Source organism: Aeromonas sp. A600620, assembly GCF_029479985.1.
In the GTDB taxonomy this organism is placed as follows: domain Bacteria; phylum Pseudomonadota; class Gammaproteobacteria; order Enterobacterales; family Aeromonadaceae; genus Aeromonas; species Aeromonas veronii_A.
This window is the reverse complement of sequence record NZ_JAAKXB010000001.1, coordinates 566,023-582,553: the sequence shown is the minus strand read 5'-3', so window position 1 is coordinate 582,553 and position 16,531 is coordinate 566,023. Positions and strand designations below refer to the sequence as shown.

At 56.7% G+C, this 16,531-nt stretch carries 12 protein-coding genes and 2 pseudogenes; 8 read left to right on the top strand and 6 right to left on the bottom strand.

Annotated elements, in window-relative coordinates:
* Window positions 1-12 precede the first annotated feature (12 nt).
* The 5 genes from G5533_RS02530 to G5533_RS02510 all read left to right on the top strand — a co-directional run bounded on the left by G5533_RS02530 (window position 13) and on the right by G5533_RS02510 (window position 5,904).
* Window positions 13-612 carry a sigma-70 family RNA polymerase sigma factor gene (locus G5533_RS02530; protein ID WP_005333245.1) on the top strand — a complete coding sequence of 200 codons (600 nt, stop codon included), beginning with the start codon at window positions 13-15 and terminating at the stop codon, window positions 610-612.
* Complete coding sequence (locus tag G5533_RS02525) at window positions 605-1,384, top strand: DUF3379 domain-containing protein (protein WP_421310138.1); 780 nt, start codon at window positions 605-607, stop codon at window positions 1,382-1,384. The genes G5533_RS02530 and G5533_RS02525 overlap by 8 nt, the downstream gene beginning before the upstream one ends.
* Before the next feature lie 402 nt (window positions 1,385-1,786).
* On the top strand, window positions 1,787-3,055 hold the full coding sequence (locus G5533_RS02520) for an outer membrane protein transport protein (protein ID WP_421310139.1): 1,269 nt from the start codon (window positions 1,787-1,789) through the stop codon (window positions 3,053-3,055).
* Between the two features lie 252 nt (window positions 3,056-3,307).
* Window positions 3,308-4,564 carry an OmpP1/FadL family transporter gene (locus G5533_RS02515; RefSeq protein WP_441254404.1) on the top strand — a complete coding sequence of 419 codons (1,257 nt, stop codon included), beginning with the start codon at window positions 3,308-3,310 and terminating at the stop codon, window positions 4,562-4,564.
* A 116-nt stretch (window positions 4,565-4,680) separates the two neighbouring features.
* Window positions 4,681-5,904: an EAL and HDOD domain-containing protein gene (locus G5533_RS02510; RefSeq protein ID WP_441254403.1), complete on the top strand. Its 1,224-nt coding sequence runs from the start codon at window positions 4,681-4,683 to the stop codon at window positions 5,902-5,904.
* Here the strand turns inward: G5533_RS02510 and G5533_RS02505 are convergent.
* The gene (locus G5533_RS02505) at window positions 5,901-7,076 is read right to left on the bottom strand and encodes a thiolase family protein (RefSeq protein WP_441254402.1); all 1,176 of its coding nucleotides are present in this window, start codon (window positions 7,074-7,076) and stop codon (window positions 5,901-5,903) included. The two genes, G5533_RS02510 and G5533_RS02505, sit on opposite strands and share 4 nt — an antisense overlap.
* A gap of 122 nt (window positions 7,077-7,198) precedes the next feature.
* Between G5533_RS02505 and G5533_RS02500 the strand changes: the two genes are divergently transcribed.
* Window positions 7,199-7,591 carry a MerR family transcriptional regulator gene (locus G5533_RS02500; RefSeq protein WP_441254400.1) on the top strand — a complete coding sequence of 131 codons (393 nt, stop codon included), beginning with the start codon at window positions 7,199-7,201 and terminating at the stop codon, window positions 7,589-7,591.
* A gap of 106 nt (window positions 7,592-7,697) precedes the next feature.
* On the opposite strand, the gene rplY is transcribed toward G5533_RS02500, so the two are convergent.
* From rplY to G5533_RS02475, 5 genes are all read right to left on the bottom strand, one after another.
* Window positions 7,698-7,985, bottom strand: a complete 288-nt coding sequence (gene rplY / locus G5533_RS02495; protein WP_441254399.1) for a 50S ribosomal protein L25 — start codon at window positions 7,983-7,985, stop codon at window positions 7,698-7,700.
* Window positions 7,986-8,100: 115 nt separating this feature from the next.
* Window positions 8,101-8,934 carry a hypothetical protein gene (locus G5533_RS02490; protein ID WP_421223400.1) on the bottom strand — a complete coding sequence of 278 codons (834 nt, stop codon included), beginning with the start codon at window positions 8,932-8,934 and terminating at the stop codon, window positions 8,101-8,103.
* Between the two features lie 95 nt (window positions 8,935-9,029).
* Window positions 9,030-12,929 (bottom strand): ATP-dependent RNA helicase HrpA, encoded by a 3,900-nt coding sequence (gene hrpA, locus G5533_RS02485; RefSeq protein WP_421309795.1) that lies wholly within the window; start codon window positions 12,927-12,929, stop codon window positions 9,030-9,032.
* 240 nt (window positions 12,930-13,169) lie between these two features.
* Window positions 13,170-13,592: a CBS domain-containing protein gene (locus G5533_RS02480; protein ID WP_421208468.1), complete on the bottom strand. Its 423-nt coding sequence runs from the start codon at window positions 13,590-13,592 to the stop codon at window positions 13,170-13,172.
* A gap of 121 nt (window positions 13,593-13,713) precedes the next feature.
* Window positions 13,714-14,991 carry an HD domain-containing phosphohydrolase gene (locus tag G5533_RS02475; RefSeq protein WP_421254680.1) on the bottom strand — a complete coding sequence of 426 codons (1,278 nt, stop codon included), beginning with the start codon at window positions 14,989-14,991 and terminating at the stop codon, window positions 13,714-13,716.
* Between the two features lie 220 nt (window positions 14,992-15,211).
* On the opposite strand from G5533_RS02475, the pseudogene G5533_RS02470 reads away from it, so the two are divergent.
* Together G5533_RS02470 and G5533_RS02465 are read left to right on the top strand one after the other, a co-directional pair.
* Window positions 15,212-15,356, top strand: a pseudogene (locus G5533_RS02470) (IS5-like element ISAs34 family transposase); the annotation flags it as partial.
* A gap of 135 nt (window positions 15,357-15,491) precedes the next feature.
* Window positions 15,492-16,531, top strand: a pseudogene (locus G5533_RS02465) (IS481 family transposase).

Genomic DNA, 16,531 nt, shown 5'->3' with positions numbered 1-16,531 from the left:
AAGGATTGCCCTATGGCACTGCTGTTTTTTAGAAAAAAACGTGCTCAGCAGCATATTGGTGGAAATGATCCGGCCACTTCGCCGGTCTCTGATCCCATGGCTGACAAACAAACCAAATTTGAAGCACTGGTTCATGCGCTGCATGGCGATCTCTATCGGTATGCCTACTGGCTGACCCGGGATCCCAACGTGGCGGAAGATCTGGTGCAAGAGACCTTTCTGCGTGCATGGAAGGCTATCGACACCCTGCAGGATGACAAGGCGGCCAAAGGGTGGCTGATCACCATCCTCAGACGGGAAAACGCCCGCCGCTTTGAACGTAAACAGCTGGAGCTGGTGGATCTCGACGATCACCCTCAACCCCAGCACGATGCGCTGCACAGCGAACAGGAGATGGAGAACGAGTGGTTGCACCGTCACATCGCCCGGTTGCCCGAGGAGTATCAGGAGCCACTGCTGCTGCAAGTCGTGGGAGGATTCAGTGGTGAGGAGATTGCCGAGATGCTCGGCCTCAACAAGAACACCGTTATGACCCGACTGTTTCGCGCCCGCAACCAGATCAAGGAGGCGATGGAGCAGAAGAACCAAGCAAGAGGACACGGACATGGATGAACTCGAATTTCGCCGCAACGCCATGATCCAGCCCAACGATCAACAACCGGACTTTCTCAAAACTGCTGAAGCAAGCCAGGCCAATCGGAACTACCTCGACGAGATGAAGCAGTTCGACAGAAGCCTCAAGCGCACCATGCAGGTAGAGGTTCCCGCCGGGCTGGCCGAGCGGATCCTGCTCAGGCAAGCCATGCTGCAAGACAGTGACGCGCCAGATGATATGCCGCCATCCCGCCCCCTTGGCACGGCGCCGGTCAAGATCCGGACATCGACATCCTGGCGCCAGATCGCCCTGGCTGCATCGGTCGCCTTCCTGCTGGGAATGAGCACCCGCTGGATCACGCTGCCAGAAACGGCTCCTGCGGCCCTCTCCCTCGCACAGGTGGCGATGGCTCATGTCTATGGTGAAGAACCCTTTATTGAAGGTGTCGATGAGCAGGTCAATCTGCATAGCATCAATGCCAAGATGGAGAAGTATGGCGCCACCTTAAGCGGGATGAATGGACTCAAGGTGACCTATGTCAATCACTGCTCATTTTATCAGGGACCGGCCTTGCACATGGTGATCCAGGGAAAGATGGGGCCAGTCACTCTCTTTTTAGTGCCCAAACATGTGCCATTAACCCTGCAACAGGACACCTTTGATGATGGCACCCTCAAAGGGGAGATAGTCCAGCTCAAAGGCGCCAATATGGTACTGATTGGCGAGATGAAAGAGCCACTTGCCCCTGTTGCCAACGCCCTGCAGTCACGTCTGCAGTGGGACATTTAACATCGCTGGTTAACAACCTCAGAGCCATCCTCAATAGCAGGCGGCGGTCACGAGCCGCTGCCTGTTCCCTCCCTGTTTACTCCCCTTTGTCACTCATTTGCCTCAAGATTTCGAAAAATTGACAAAATTATTTTTGTGACGGAGATCGGCAATCCAGGTCAATATTCCGCCTTTAGACCCTGAAAATGATGAATTAAACAGCAAGTTAAAACAAATGATTAACACATCGATCACTTTTATGTATTCTGCTGTCACTGGTCTGATTTCTTACCTCCTACCAGATCCATAGAATCACGCCAGAATTGATTGGGAAGAAGCTGAAATAAAAACGGATTTTGTCGAGGTTTGCATTGAACGTGCAGCCAATATCGGCAAAAAAATCTGCCTACAAGAGAGAACACCATGACGACAACTATTTTCAAGAAGAGCCTGATTGCCGCCACCATCGCGCTGGCCACCGGTCAAGTCCATGCCGCGGCATTCCAGTTGAACGAGCACTCGGCCTCCGGTCTGGGTCGCGCCTATGCCGGTGAAGCGGCTATCGCCGACAACGCCTCCGTGCTGGCCCGTAACCCGGCCGCTATGACCACCTTCGACAAGATGGCAGTTTCTGTCTCCGGCACCTACATCAAACCGGATGTGGATGTGGATGGTGCTGTTTACGCGGGCGCGAACAAAATGGCTCCAGCCAGCGAAAGTGGCATTGCTCCGTCAGCATTCGTTCCTGCCGCTTATTTTATCCAGCCGCTGAACGACCAATGGGCTTGGGGTATCGGCCTCTTCTCCAACTACGGCCTCTCCACCGAGTACTCCAAAACCTTCCCGGCTGGTGCCGGTGCCGGTGATACCGAGCTGATGACTCTCAATATCAACCCGAACATCGCCTATCGTATCAATGAGCACTTCAGTGTGGGTGCCGGTATCAACGCCGTTTACGGTGCCGCCGAACTCAACCGCTATGCCGGTCTGCTGGGCCCTGCAATTGGTCAGAACAGTGACGCACGCATCGCTCATATGAAAGGCGACACCTGGGGCTTTGGCTGGAACGTTGGCACTCTGTACGAAGTCAATGAGAACCATCGCTTTGCTCTGACCTACCGTTCACAGGTCGATATGAGCTTTGATGGTGACTTCCAGGGGCTCACTTCAGGGAACCGCACTGTTGATGGCAATCTGAAACTGGATCTCCCTGCTCAGGCCGAGTTTGCCGGTTATCACCGTTTGAATCAGCAATTCGCCGTTCACTACTCTGTCAACTGGACTGACTGGAGTGCCTTCCAGGAGCTGAAAGCAACCAGCGGCCAATGCGCTGGCGGCGTATGTCTGCAAAAGGATGAGAAGTTTAAAGACTCTACTCGTTACTCAATCGGCGGTACCTGGTATATCAACCCGGCTTGGGAAGCGCGTATTGGCTTTGCCTATGACAACAGCCCAATCGAGCCCGAATACCGCAGCCTGAGCATCCCGGATTCTGACCGTGTCTGGTATAGCGCTGGCGCCACCTACCATATCAATACTGATATGAACGTTGACTTTGGTATGGCCTATCTGGATGGTAAAGAGGTTGATGTCAACGAAGGTCTGCGTAACCACTCCGACAGCCTGCGTTGGAAAGGCTCCTCCCACGGCAATGCCTTCCTGGCCTCTGCCCAGTTCAATATGAAGTTCTGATTAGAACGCCACCGAAAAGAGCGCCGACAGGCGCTCTTTTTTTATCCCACAAAACCATCTCAGCGCACACATGTAGCGCACACGTGTTTATTTTTCTTTTCTAATCAAGCTATTAGAGTGCATCATCCCAGCATTTAATCTTGTTTTATCCAGATACTGGCCATTACCGTTGCCTTACTGGTCATACCATATAAAATCCTGCCTCCATTCATATGACCGATTGAACCTTCGGGTAACAGCAAGGATTTTGCCATGCATCCCATCATCAAACCGTCCGCCATCGCCCTGCTGGTGATCGCGGGTCAGACTCATGCCGCCGGGTTCCAGCTGGCTGAACAGTCCGCTACAGGACTGGGACGCGCCTTTGCCGGTGAGGCCGCCATCGCGGATAATGCCAGTGTGCTCTCCCGCAATGCAGCAGCCATGACCCGCTTCGATCAGATGGCACTCTCTGGCGGAGTCATCTATGTCAGTCCTGACGTCAATATTGAAGGTAACACCCGCTTGCCGACCAAAGCCGGTATCGTCACCTCCGATGCCAGTGCACACGATATCGCCGCCTCAGCCTGGGTACCCAACGCCTATCTCATCATTCCACTCAACGAGCAGTGGCGACTCGGCTTCTCGGCAACCTCTTACTACGGCCTTGGCGTCAAGATGCCGGATAACTACAGTGCGGGACACTTTGGCAATGTCTCCGATATCAAGACCATGGATCTGGGTACCTCACTCGCCTATCGCATCAATGAGATGTGGTCAATTGGTGCCGGGATCTCTGCTATTCAGGGCGAAGGGGAAGTCGGTGGCACCTTCCCTTCTCGCAACCTGATCGCAAAACATTTGCAAGGGGATGGCTGGGCATGGGGCTGGAATGTCGGCACCTTGCTGGAGTTGTCCGAACAAACCCGAATTGGCCTATCCTACCGTCACGATGTCACTTTGACCCTCTCGGGAGATGCCATTCTTGGCCTGCCCAACGGCAAGGAGCTAAAAGACACAGGTTCTCTGGATCTTCCGCTACCCGCAACGGCAGAGCTTGCTGCATTTCATCAGCTGACTGACAAGCTGGCTCTCCACGGCAGCCTGAACTGGACCAACTGGAGCAAATTTGTCCAGCTGGAAGCCGATCTGGATACACTGCCCAACATGCATATCAAGGATGAACACTGGGAAGATAGCTGGCGCTATGCGATCGGGATGACCTATCAACTGACTCCCCAGTGGCAGCTGCGCTCGGGAGTTGCTTACGATGCGAGCCCGGTACCAGCGGATCGCCGTACTATCTCCATTCCTGATGCCGACCGGATCTGGTACAGCCTGGGGATGGGTTATCAGTTCACCCCCAACCTGACCATGGATCTGGGGTTAACCCTGATCGATGGCAAGAAGGTTGATGTTACTGAAAAAATGGAGTTGCAACCGGGCAACCCGCAGAGCACCTCCACCTTCCAGGGCACCTCCGAGGGAGATGCCTGGCTGGCTGGCGCCCAAATGAGTTATCTCTTCTAAGTTCCCTCCCTGCAGAAAAACACTATGCCAATTATTGCCTTACCGAACAGGGTCAAAACTGGCATAGTGTTCTGCAACACCATAAAATCAACCCAGTACCCATACTGGAGCAAGGCATGTATTCCTACGTAGCCAGACAGCCGATCCTCGACAGAGACCTCAAAACTCATGCCTATGAGCTGCTCTTTCGCGATAGTCTGAATAATGTCTTCCCGAGCATCTCCTCCCAACAGGCGACGTCACGCCTGGTGGTCGAACAGTTCCTGCAACAAAATATCGATCAGCTCTTGGGCGGCCGCCCCTGCTTTATCAACTTCCCCCACTCACTGCTGCTGGAGGGATTGGCAGAGTGCCTGCCGCCCGAAAAAGTGGTGATTGAGATCCTGGAAGATTCCCCACCGGATGATGCCCTGCTGGAAAAGGTGAGACAGCTGCACAAGCTGGGATATCAACTGGCACTCGATGACTTCACCATGTCACCGGATTGGGAGCGCTTCCTCCCCTTTATCCACATCATCAAGTTTGATCTTCGTGCCACCCCCCTGATGCAGATCAAAGTGTTTATCCAGCGGCATCAGACGCTGGGGCTCACCTATCTGGCAGAAAAAGTAGAGGACAAGGCGGAGTTCGAGCGGGTCAAACAGCTGGGGATCCAGCTGTTCCAGGGTTTTTTCTTCAGTCGACCCGAGATGGTCAAGCAAGCCACCATGGAGCCGGCGCAAGTCGTGGTGATGCAGTTGCTCAACGTGGTCAACGAGGCAGAGCCTGATATCAACAAGATTGAGCAGCTACTCGGTCAGGATATCTCCCTCTCTCTCAAGCTGCTGCGCTATGTCAACCATCTCAAAGGTCACACCAACCCTATTTCGTCATTTCGCCAGGCTGCCATCTATCTGGGGAACACCCAGCTAAAGCGCTTTGTTTCGCTGGTAGCCGCGACCAGCGCCGGCAAGGGCAAGAGCGCCGAGCTCTACCAGATGTCGATGATCCGAGCCCGATTCTGTGAACTGCTGGCCCACGCCCACGCCCCGAGCCAGCAGGCACAACAAGCCTTTATCACCGGTCTCTTCTCCCTGCTGGATGTACTGATGGAACAGCCGATGGACAAACTGCTCGGCACTATCCCTCTTATCGACGATATTCGGCTGGCGCTGCTGGAGCGAAAAGGCAATCTGGGTTTCTACCTCGCGTTTTGTGAAGATTACGAGAGCGCCAACTGGTCACGGGTAACGGCCAGAACAGCCCGCCTGGGGCTGAGCGAGGATAAGGTGAGTCACCTCTATCTGGCCGCCACCACCTGGGTCACGGAACAACTGCTGGCGATGGAAGCCACCAATTAATTCGCCTCGTCATTCACTTCGACCGCGATAGCGGTCGCCTCCCCGCCCCCGATACAGAGCGCGGCCACGCCTCGCCGCAAACCCCGTTGCCGCAGCGCGGCAATTAGCGTCACCAGAATGCGTGCGCCACTCGCCCCTAACGGATGACCGAGCGCGCAGGCCCCTCCATGCACATTGACCTTGTGATGAGGGATGCCGACCCCGCTCATGGCCAGCATGGTGACCATGGCGAAGGCCTCGTTGATCTCGAATAGATCCACCTCTTCCACCGACCATGCAAAACGCGCCAGCAAGCGTGAAATGGCGCCAATGGGCGCAGAGGTAAACTCGGCGGGCAATGCTGCATGGCTCTGATAACCGACGATCCGTGCCAGCACTGGTACCTGCCAGGCTTGCGCCATGGTGCCATCCATCAATATCAGCGCCGCCGCACCGTCCGAGATAGAGCTCGAATTGGCTGCCGTAATGGTGCCCTCCTTGCCAAATGCTGGCTTCAGGGTAGGGATCTTCTCCGGTCTGCCCTTGCCGGGCTGCTCGTCTTCGGCCAGCAACAAGCGATCACCGCGATAGACACTTGCCAGCTCGGATGCAAACGCGCCGGCTTGCTGCGCATCGCGCGCACGCTGCAACGATGCAAGAGCAAACTCATCCATGGCACTGCGGGTCAAACCGGCCTGATTGGCGCTGCGCTGGGCATGTATCCCCATCAGCTGGCCATCATAGGCATCTTGCAAACCGTCGAGGAATAGGTGGTCCAGCACCTTTTGATGCCCCATCCGAAAGCCGCTGCGAGCATTATCCAGCAGATAGGGGGCACGGCTCATGCTCTCCATCCCCCCTGCCACCACCACCCTGTTGTCACCAAGGCGGATGGTATCCGCCGCCAGCATCACTGCTTTCATGCCGGATCCGCACACCTTGTTGACCGTGGTAGCAGGCACACTCTCTGGCAACCCTGCTTTCAACAACGCCTGCCGGGCTGGCGCTTGCCCCACGCCCGCCGCCAGCACATTGCCCATAAACACTTCATCGACCTGCTCCGGACGCAGCCCACTTTGCTGCAGTGCCGCCTCGATGGCACAGGCTCCCAACTCAGGCGCAGTGACCTCTGCCAATGCCCCCTGAAACGCCCCCATCGGAGTCCGTTTTGCCGCCACAATTGCAATATCCATTTGCCTGCCTCTGTTTGTTACATGGCCATAACATAGGGGTTCTGACGCGATGGAACAAGAGTTGCAGTGCAGTTTACGTTTAGGTAAGGTGCAGACAGGATTTAGTTCGCCAAGAAGTCTGTATGAACAACAAGGATGAAGGACGGCGCTTCAGCATCAGTGAGCTGGCCCGGGAATTTGATATTACGACGCGCAGTATCCGTTTCTACGAGGATCAGGGGTTGCTCAATCCCGCCAGAGAGGGACAGACCCGCATTTACAGCAAGCAGGATCGGGTTCGCCTCAAGCTCACCCTGCGCGGCAAGCGACTCGGGTTCAGTCTGGCCGAGATCCGCGAGCTGTTTGATCTCTATGATGCCGACAAGAGCAGCCGCACCCAGTTACAGACCATGCTGGGACTGGTTGAGGCGAAACGGGAGACACTGCAACAGCAGATGGAAGATATCAGGATGGTGCTGCTGGAGCTGGATGCTGCCGAGCAGCGCTGCCAACAGGCCCTTAGCCAGCTGGGATAACCGCCTCGTTGGCTTATCAGGTAAGTCCTTTCAGCCCGCTCACAAGATGCCAGATAGCAAAAAGCCACTCCTGAGAGTGGCTTTTCTTCAACCTGACGGTTCGCAATTAAACGCGAACGAAGTCCAGATGGATCAGCTTGTAACGTACCGGGTGACGCTGGATAGCTTTCACTTTAACGTTAACTTCTTCACCGTTGATAACCAGAGTCAGTACGGACTCATAGAATTCCGGCTTTTCTTGGGCCAGGATGAATTTCTTGTGGTCAACAGTGATGGACTGGGCTTCTTTGCCTGCACCGTAAACGATGGCAGGAACTTGGTCAGCTTGACGCAGGCGGCGGCTCGCACCTTTCCCCAGGTCAGAACGGACTTCAGCTTGGAATACGAAAGACATAGTATGTATCTCTTTTAAAGGAATGTATGGTGCAAACTGCGACCGGTCAGCACCTCGCAAAACGAGCGCGAATACTACCATGGGCCAATAGCGGATACAAGGCTCATCCCGCGCTTTAACGCCCCTGCTCAAGACGAGCAAATTGCTGTTGCCGCTGGGCCGGACTCAACGCATCAAACTGCGCAAGCGTCTCGGCGCGAGGACAGTAGAGCCCCTCCCCGGTTTTGACCCGGATACTGTTACCGAGGCCCGCCCTGTTTTCTGCGGCCAAGGCCAGCAGATAGCTGTAAGTATCTGCCCCCACCCTGCTGGATAGCTGATTGGCGATGCGCCACAGCGTCTCACCCGCCGCGACCCGATGGCACACTGAGCGCCCCTCGCCAACCGCCGGCGCAGAGAGTGTCAGTGTGGTGCTATCAGATGACACGCTGGCCGCCAGCAGACCATCACTGCGACTCCCCCTCTCGCCAACTGCGGCACCAAGCAACGCCAGCAATGGCTCTGCTTCGTAGCGGGGGGCGACCGCCAACTGAACCGGCATGGCACGAGGAACGTTGAACTCGGCGATAAAGGGCGCTATGAGTTGCGATGGCTCAAAAGGTGAAACACTGCCATGCTGCACGGTTGCAGCGACCTGGCCGGGGGCGACCCCGTAAGCCATCTCGTCGATGCGCCGCAATCTTGCCAGATAGGTTTTGGAGAGCTGCGCCTCCCCCTCGAACAGATCGAAAGGGGGGACCAGCCGAGCGGGAAAGAGGATCTGCCAGCGACCATGCTTCTGCTTTTGGGCCAGCGGCGGAAACTGATTGCCACGCCAGGCCACAAACATCGCTGGTGGCGTGCGCGCCAGCGGGTAATATTCCGGGTTCAACTGCACCCAGGTTTGTTCCGCAATGGGTTGATAACCGCTGATCACCACCTGCGCCACACTCAACCAGACCCCCAGCATCCTTGCCTCCCTGACTTGCGGTTTGAAGGGGCTACCTGACCGGCAACCCCTTCTTATCACGCGCTATCATGCTGTTAAAACAGTTAGATAGCAGCTTAGCACTGAGCGATGGCGTTAAGCACCCGTTTATCGGAGACCGGATAAGGGGTGCCCAGATTCTGGGCGAAGAACGACACCCGCAGCTCCTCGATCATCCAGCGGATATTGGCCACCTCGGTGGGCACCAGCTGGGATTTGGGGATCTTGGCCAGCAGCGCCTTGTACTCCGACTCCACACTGTGCACCTTGAGCATGTAGACCCGATCCCGGTTGGAATCGATGGCCAGCTTCTCCAGACGTCGCTCGATGGCCCGCAGGTAACGCAGCAAGTCAGGCAGCCGCTGCCAGCCGGTCTCGGTGACAAAGCCCTTGTGAATAAGGTTGCCGAGCTGCTGCTGGATATCTGACATGGCAAAGGCGGTGTCGAGCTGCATCTTGCCCTTGAGCCGCTTCTTGATCTCATGGGAGAGCGTCAGCACGGCTTCCACCTGCTTGGCCACCTCCACCACCGCATCGTTGAGCTCGGCGCGAACATACTCCTTGAGCGCCTCGAAACCGGCCTCGTCCCAAGCCAGCCCGCCATGCTGCTCGATCAGCTTGTCGCAGCCACAGGCAATGCAGTCGTCAATCAGCTCCGCCACCTTGCCAAACGGGTTGAAATAGAGCCCGAGCTTGGCCTTGTTGGGCAGCTTCTCCTGCAGATACTTGATGGGCGATGGCACGTTGAGCAGCACCAGCCGGCGCTGACCGGCCCACATCAGCTGCTGTTGCACCACCGGGCTCTCCACCAGCTGGATGGCGACCGAATCTTTCTCGTCTACCAACGCCGGATAGGCTTTCACCTCGAAGCCGCGGCGCTTCTGGCTGTACTCCTGCGGCAGCTCGCCAAAGCTCCACAGGGTGAGGCCGGACTGCTCGATGTCATCGTCCGCCACTTGCGACAGGGTCTCCTGTACCTTGCCACGCAGCGACTCTTTCAAGGCTTCCAGATCTTTCCCTTCCGCCACCTTCTTGTGCTTGTCATCCACCACCCGGAAGGTGAGTTTCAGGTGATCGGGCACCGCAGCCCAGTCCCAGGATTCGCGGGGTACGGTGACGCCGGTCATGCGGCGCAGTTGGCGCTCCATCTCGTCCAAGAGCGGCCCCTGCTCGGGGTTGATGCTGGCAAGCAGCGCATCGGCGTAGTTCGGCGCCGGCACAAAGTTTTTGCGCATCGGCTTGGGCATCGACTTGATCAGGGCGACCAGCAGCTCATGACGCAACCCCGGGATCAGCCATTCAAACCCCTTCACCTCCACCTGATTCAAGAGCGGCAGCGGAATATGCAGGGTCACGCCATCGGCGGACTCCCCCGGCTCGAACTGATAGGTCAGTTTGAGTTTGAGGCGTCCCTGCTGCCAGAAGTTGGGATAGTCGAGATCACTGATGTGAGCGGCATCCCCCTTCATCAGCATCTCTTTTTCGAAGTTGAGCAGCTCGGGATCCTGCTTTTGCACCTCTTTCCACCACTTGTCGAAGTGGCGGGCGGAGATCACCTCCTCCGGCAAACGGGCATCGTAGAAGCGGAACAAGTCCTCATCATCCACCAGGATGTCGCGCCGACGGGACTTGTGCTCCAACGCCTCCACTTCGGTCAACAGCTTGCGGTTATCGCTGAAGAAACGGTGACGGGTCTCGAAATCCCCCTCCACCAGTGCGCGGCGGATAAACAGCTCGCGGCACAGCGCCGGATCGATACGGCTGAAGTTGATGGTGCGCTCATTGACCAGAGTCAGACCATAGAGGGTCACCTTCTCCTTGGCCATCACGGCACCGTTTTTCTTCGACCAGTGGGGGTCGCTGTGGTGCAGCTTGATGAGGTGACCTGCCAGCGGCTCCACCCACTCGGGTTCAATCTTGGCGTTGATGCGGGCGTAAAGACGCGAGGTCTCCACCAGCTCGGCGGCCATCACCCACTTGGGCGGCTTCTTGAACAGACCCGAGGCCGGGAACAGGTGGAAGCGGCCATTGCGAGCACCAAGGAACTCGGGCTTTTCCAGATCCTTGTTACCGATGTGGCTCAAGAGGCCGGTCAGCAGGGCACAGTGCACCGTCTTGAAATCCGCCGGTTCATGGTTGGCTTTAAAACCCAGCTCCTTGACCGTCTGACGCAGCTGGAAATGGATGTCCTGCCATTCGCGCACCCGCAGATAGGAGAGAAACTCCTTCTGGCACATGCGGCGGAACGGGTTGCTGCCAAGGGCATCCTGCTGCTCTTTCAGGTAGTTCCACAGATTGACGAAGGCGAGGAAGTCGGAATCCTTGTCCTCAAAGCGCCTGTGCTGTTCGTCGGCGGCCTGCTTCTTCTCCATGGGCCGCTCGCGGGGATCCTGAATGCTGAGGGCCGCGGTGATCACCATCACCTCGCTCAGGCAGCCAGTTTGCGCCGCGCTGATCACCATCTTCGCCAAACGCGGATCAAGGGGGATGCGCGAGAGCTGGCGACCGGTCTCGGTCAGCTGCAACTTGGCTTCGCGCTCGCCGGTGGCGGGCAGCTCGCGCACCGCCTCCAGCTCTTTCAAGAGAGTCAGGCCATCCTTGATATGGCGGGACTCTGGTGGCTCGACGAAGGGAAACGCCTCCATGTTGCCAAGGCCGAGCGCCAGCATCTGCAGGATGACCGATGCCAGATTGGTGCGCAGAATCTCGGGGTCGGTGAAGGCAGGGCGGCCGTTGAAATCCTCCTCCGAGTAGAGGCGGATACAAATGCCGTCCGCCACCCGACCGCAGCGCCCTTTGCGCTGGTTGGCGCTGGCTTGGGAGACCGGCTCGATGGGCAGGCGCTGCACCTTGGTACGCCAGGAGTAGCGGCTGATGCGGGCGGTGCCCGGATCGATAACGTAGCGAATGCCTGGCACCGTCAGCGAGGTCTCCGCCACGTTGGTAGCGAGCACGATGCGTCGCCCTGCATGGGGCTGGAACACCTTGTTCTGCTCGGCGTTGGAGAGGCGGGCATAGAGCGGCAGCACCTCGGTATCGCGCAGGTTGAGTTTGCGCAGGGCATCGGCGGTATCGCGGATCTCCCGCTCGCCGTTCATGAAGATGAGGATATCCCCCAAACCCTCGCGGGCCAGCTCTTCCACCGCATCGAAAATCCCCTGCAGCTCATCGCGCTCTTCCAGCCCTTCACTCTTGTCACTGACGAGTGGGCGGTAGCGCACCTCCACCGGATAGGTGCGACCTGACACTTCGATCACCGGCGCCTTGTTGAAATGGCGGGAGAAACGTTGCGGGTCGATGGTGGCCGAGGTGATGATCACCTTGAGATCGGGGCGCTTGGGCAGCAGTTGCTTGAGATAGCCCAGGATGAAGTCGATATTGAGGCTGCGCTCGTGGGCCTCATCGATGATGATGGTGTCGTACTGGGTGAGCATCCGGTCGTTCTGGATCTCGGCCAGCAGGATACCGTCAGTCATCAGCTTGATGTGGGTCTGCTCGCTCACCTGATCAGTAAAGCGCACCTTGTAACCCACGTAGTGACCGAGTTCGGACTCCATCTCCTCGGCAATACGGGCCGCCACAGTGCGGGCCGCCAGACGGCGCGGCTGGGTGTGGCCGATAAAGCCCTTCACCCCGCGCCCAAGCGCCAGACAGATCTTGGGGATCTGGGTGGTTTTGCCCGAGCCTGTTTCCCCTGCAATGATCACCACTTGATGTTCTTGAATGGCCTTGGCGATCTCCGCCTGCTTCTGGCTCACTGGCAGGTTGTCAGGATAAGTGACCTTGGGCACTCCGGCCAGACGGGTTTGATAACGCACTTCGGCGACGGCCAAATCAGCGGCGATGGTCTCCAGTACGGCGGCCTGTTTGCCTTCAGGCAGCTTCTTGACCCCGTGCAGACGGCTGGAGAGGCGGCGGGCGTCGAGATTCATGCAGGCAGAGAGACGGCGGCGCAGCGCCTCGATAGAGAGAGACAAGGTACGAATTCCTTAAATAGGTGCCCAAAGGGGCCATATCGATAAGCTGGGAGCGATCCTAAAGAGCGAGCGGGGGCGGTGCAAGCCTTAACGTAGCGTTATATATGGGAAGACAGAGAGATTGGCCGCTCCTCAAACATGACAAAACAACCATTGTAAGATGGCATAACATGAATAAATGGCAGCATATTAAATAGCCAAGGCAAGCCGAAGCTTGCCTTGGGAGAGAGAAAAACAGGGTTAACCGTGGGAATGATGGACAAAACAGGTGGTGAGCTGGGCGTGAATGGCCTGCATGACGTTGTGGCGATTGATGACACCGAGCAGGCGTCCCTCCTCCACTACCGGATAGATCTTCGGCTTTTGCCCCATCATCATCTCCGCCAGACTCAAAATGCTGGTATCGGGTCCCACCGACAACACCTCCTTGCGCATCACATCCTTGACCTGCGCCACCTGTTCGCAGTGATAGGCCTCTTTAAGCAGCACTGCGATGCAATCCTGCTCGGAGATCCAGCCAATCAGATGGCCCTGCCCATCCACCACCGGGCCACCGAGCTGATGACTGTTCAGAAATTTCTCGACCGCAGCCTGCACCATCATGTCTGCAGTGAAGGTAATGGGTCTGCTCTGCATATAATCCCTGGCTTTTAGCGATTCCATATCAATTCCCCTATCCATAGTCCAATCAGGCTGGCGTCTTGCGCGTCAGTACCGGCACCACGCACGGCTTGCTCCAAGCATAGCTGGCTCACTGCCGGATGGGTCAGCCTCTCCTCCCCCATCAACCGATTGCATATCTGTTTTCATTGGCCGGCATGGCCGCAGCCATCATCTGTGGCAGATGATCCGCTAACGTCGCCACCACGACAGGATCTACCCGACCCTGAGCCGCCAGTTGTTGCATAAAGGCCAGAGCATCACGAGCAGGCAGCCCACGTCGATAAGGTCTGTCCTGCACCATGGCCTGGAAAATATCGGCTACCCGCAGGATGCGCGCTTCGAGCGCCATGGCGGATGCCGGCAGATGGAACGGATAGCCCTCCCCGTCAGGCTCCTCATGGTGATAGGCCGCCCAGCAGGCTATCTCCTCAAACCCTTCGATATGACGCAGGATCTGGTAGGTTTCGAAACTGTGGGTATTGATGATTGCCCGCTCCTCCGGCGTCAAGCCGGCAGGTTTGTCCAATATTTCATCAGGAACCCTCAACTTGCCGAGATCATGCAACAGCCCTGCAATTTCGAGCATGTCACAATGGACACTACTAACCCCCAGCCGCTCAGCCAGGGCACGCGAAAGACGGCTCACTCCGAGGGAGTGTGTCATAGTGAATGGACTTTTGGCATCAACGATACCCGAGAAGATCCTGGCCAACGCTTTTAGCTCACCATTATCGGTGATGCAGGACTCCCGCTGCCTCAGCATCTCGTGCATGTAATCATTGATGGCTCGCGCCTCCAGTTGCAACCAGAACGCCTCCGAGCGGGAGGCTTGGAGAAAACCATCCAACAGATCGGTGGCAAAGAACTCGTCACGGCAATCCTGCAGGCGTGCACGGATCTCGTGTGTATGCATTAACAATGAGCCATCGCCATAGAATGGGGCAGCCAGCGCATCGCAACGATCCACCAGAAAGATAAGGTTGGCCTGACGAGCAACCCGGGGGTCCACATCGGCCATCTCGCGCAAGAGATGCCAGTGGGTATGATGATAACGGATAGGCAGTGCCAACGGGGCCAGCAAGCGGAAATCCTTGAGCAGCTGATATCCTACCTCGCAGTGACGCTGGGAGGACTCCCAATCGAACTCACTAACCAGATGGTGATGGGTGATGGTCGAGGAGACACCAATATCGTGCAGCACGCCGAGCTCAAACAACAAACAACATTCAGCTGTATCCAGCCCCAATACCCGACCACACTCGGCCGCCATGATCCCGACCCGTTTACCATGGGCCACATCGCCAATTCCTACCAGATCCAGTGACGCAGACAAGGCATAAACGACCTGTCTGAGATCCACCTGAAGCGAGCACGAACCGGCTTCCTGCGCTTTGTTCATGATCCCTGTCCCATGCTGTTTTGTGATGATGCAAGGGTGTCGTTTTACTCCTTGCTACTGATAAATCTAGTCATTAATCCCATGGTTTACCTCATCACGGTTTTGCAAAAAGCAGTGCAAAGAGGCTTATAGAGCCCTTGTATCCCTACTACCGCTCAACCGGGCCTCTTTCACGCGAACAAGACCTGCTGCTCGATGGCATTGCCGGGATACACCCAACCGGCGTAGAAGGATAAAAGCGATCATCGCACAGCATGTGCGAGCAGTCGCGACACCATAAGGTTCCGCACACTGGTGTTAAACAAAGCTCGTTATTGCAGCTAAATGCAGTCGCGCGGTGCTTCGGATGGCTGAAGAGGTTTCAGATATGAAAAACAGGCGAGAGGTTATGCTGTATGGAAATGGTATTCACCTGACAGTTGCCCACAAAAGGGAGTGGTCATACGGCTTCAAACCGGATAACAAAACGGTACCCCTACCGTGTTATCTTGAGTCACCATATGACCACCAACGAGAAAGTAGCACGTCGTAAACTCAGCCTGCTAGAGCTTGCCAAAGAGCTCAATAATGTCAGCAAAGCCTGCAAGCTCATCGGCTACAGCCGTCAGCAGTTCTACGAAATTCGCCGTAATTACCAGACCTATGGCGCCGAGGGATTGCTCGACAAATTGCCCGGCTGTAAAGGGGCTCATCCCAACCGGGTTGCGCCCGAGAGTGAACAGGCCATCCTCGATTACTCCCTCACCAGACCAACTCATGGCCCGCAGCGGGTCGCACAAGAACTGGCTCTGCAAGGCATCAACGTCAGTGCGGGCGGTGTGCGTGGCGTGTGGCAACGGCACGACTTGCTCTCCAAACACGACCGCTTGCTGCGCCTTGAGAAAACACACCGGGAGCTGACCATTGAGCTCAATGACGAGTAAATTCGCCTGTTCGAGCGTCTCAGCCCAGAGTTTCGAGAACGTCAGATTGAGGTCCACTACACCGGAGAACTGGTGGCTGTCGACACCTTCTTCGTCGGCGCGATCCAAGGGGTTGGCAGGTGTATCAGCAAACCGTGCTGGACTGCTACAGCCGCCACGCCTGGGGACGGCTCTACATCAGCAAGCTGCCGGTGACCTCGGTCTATGTGCTCAATGAAACGGTACTGCCGTTTTCCGAGGCCCACGAGGCACGGGTCTATACCATTCTGTCGGATAACGGGCGCGAGTTCTGTGGGCGCCCAGACCATCATCCCTACGAGCTGTTCCTGCAACTGGAGGGGATTGAGCACCGGACAACCAAGGTACGCAGGCCGCAGAGCAACGGCTTTATCGAACGGCTGCATCGCACACTGCTGGATGAACACTTCCGTATCAAGGGGAGGACGACCTGGTATGAGTCGATAGAGCAGATGCAGACAGACCTGGGTAGCTACCTGGCGCACTACAACACCCAGCGGCCGCATCAGGGCAGGATGATGGAGGGACTGACGCCCTACAGCATGTTCAAGAAGGGTCTGAAATTGATACCGAAGGAAGTGCGCTCTAAAGTAGCGTAA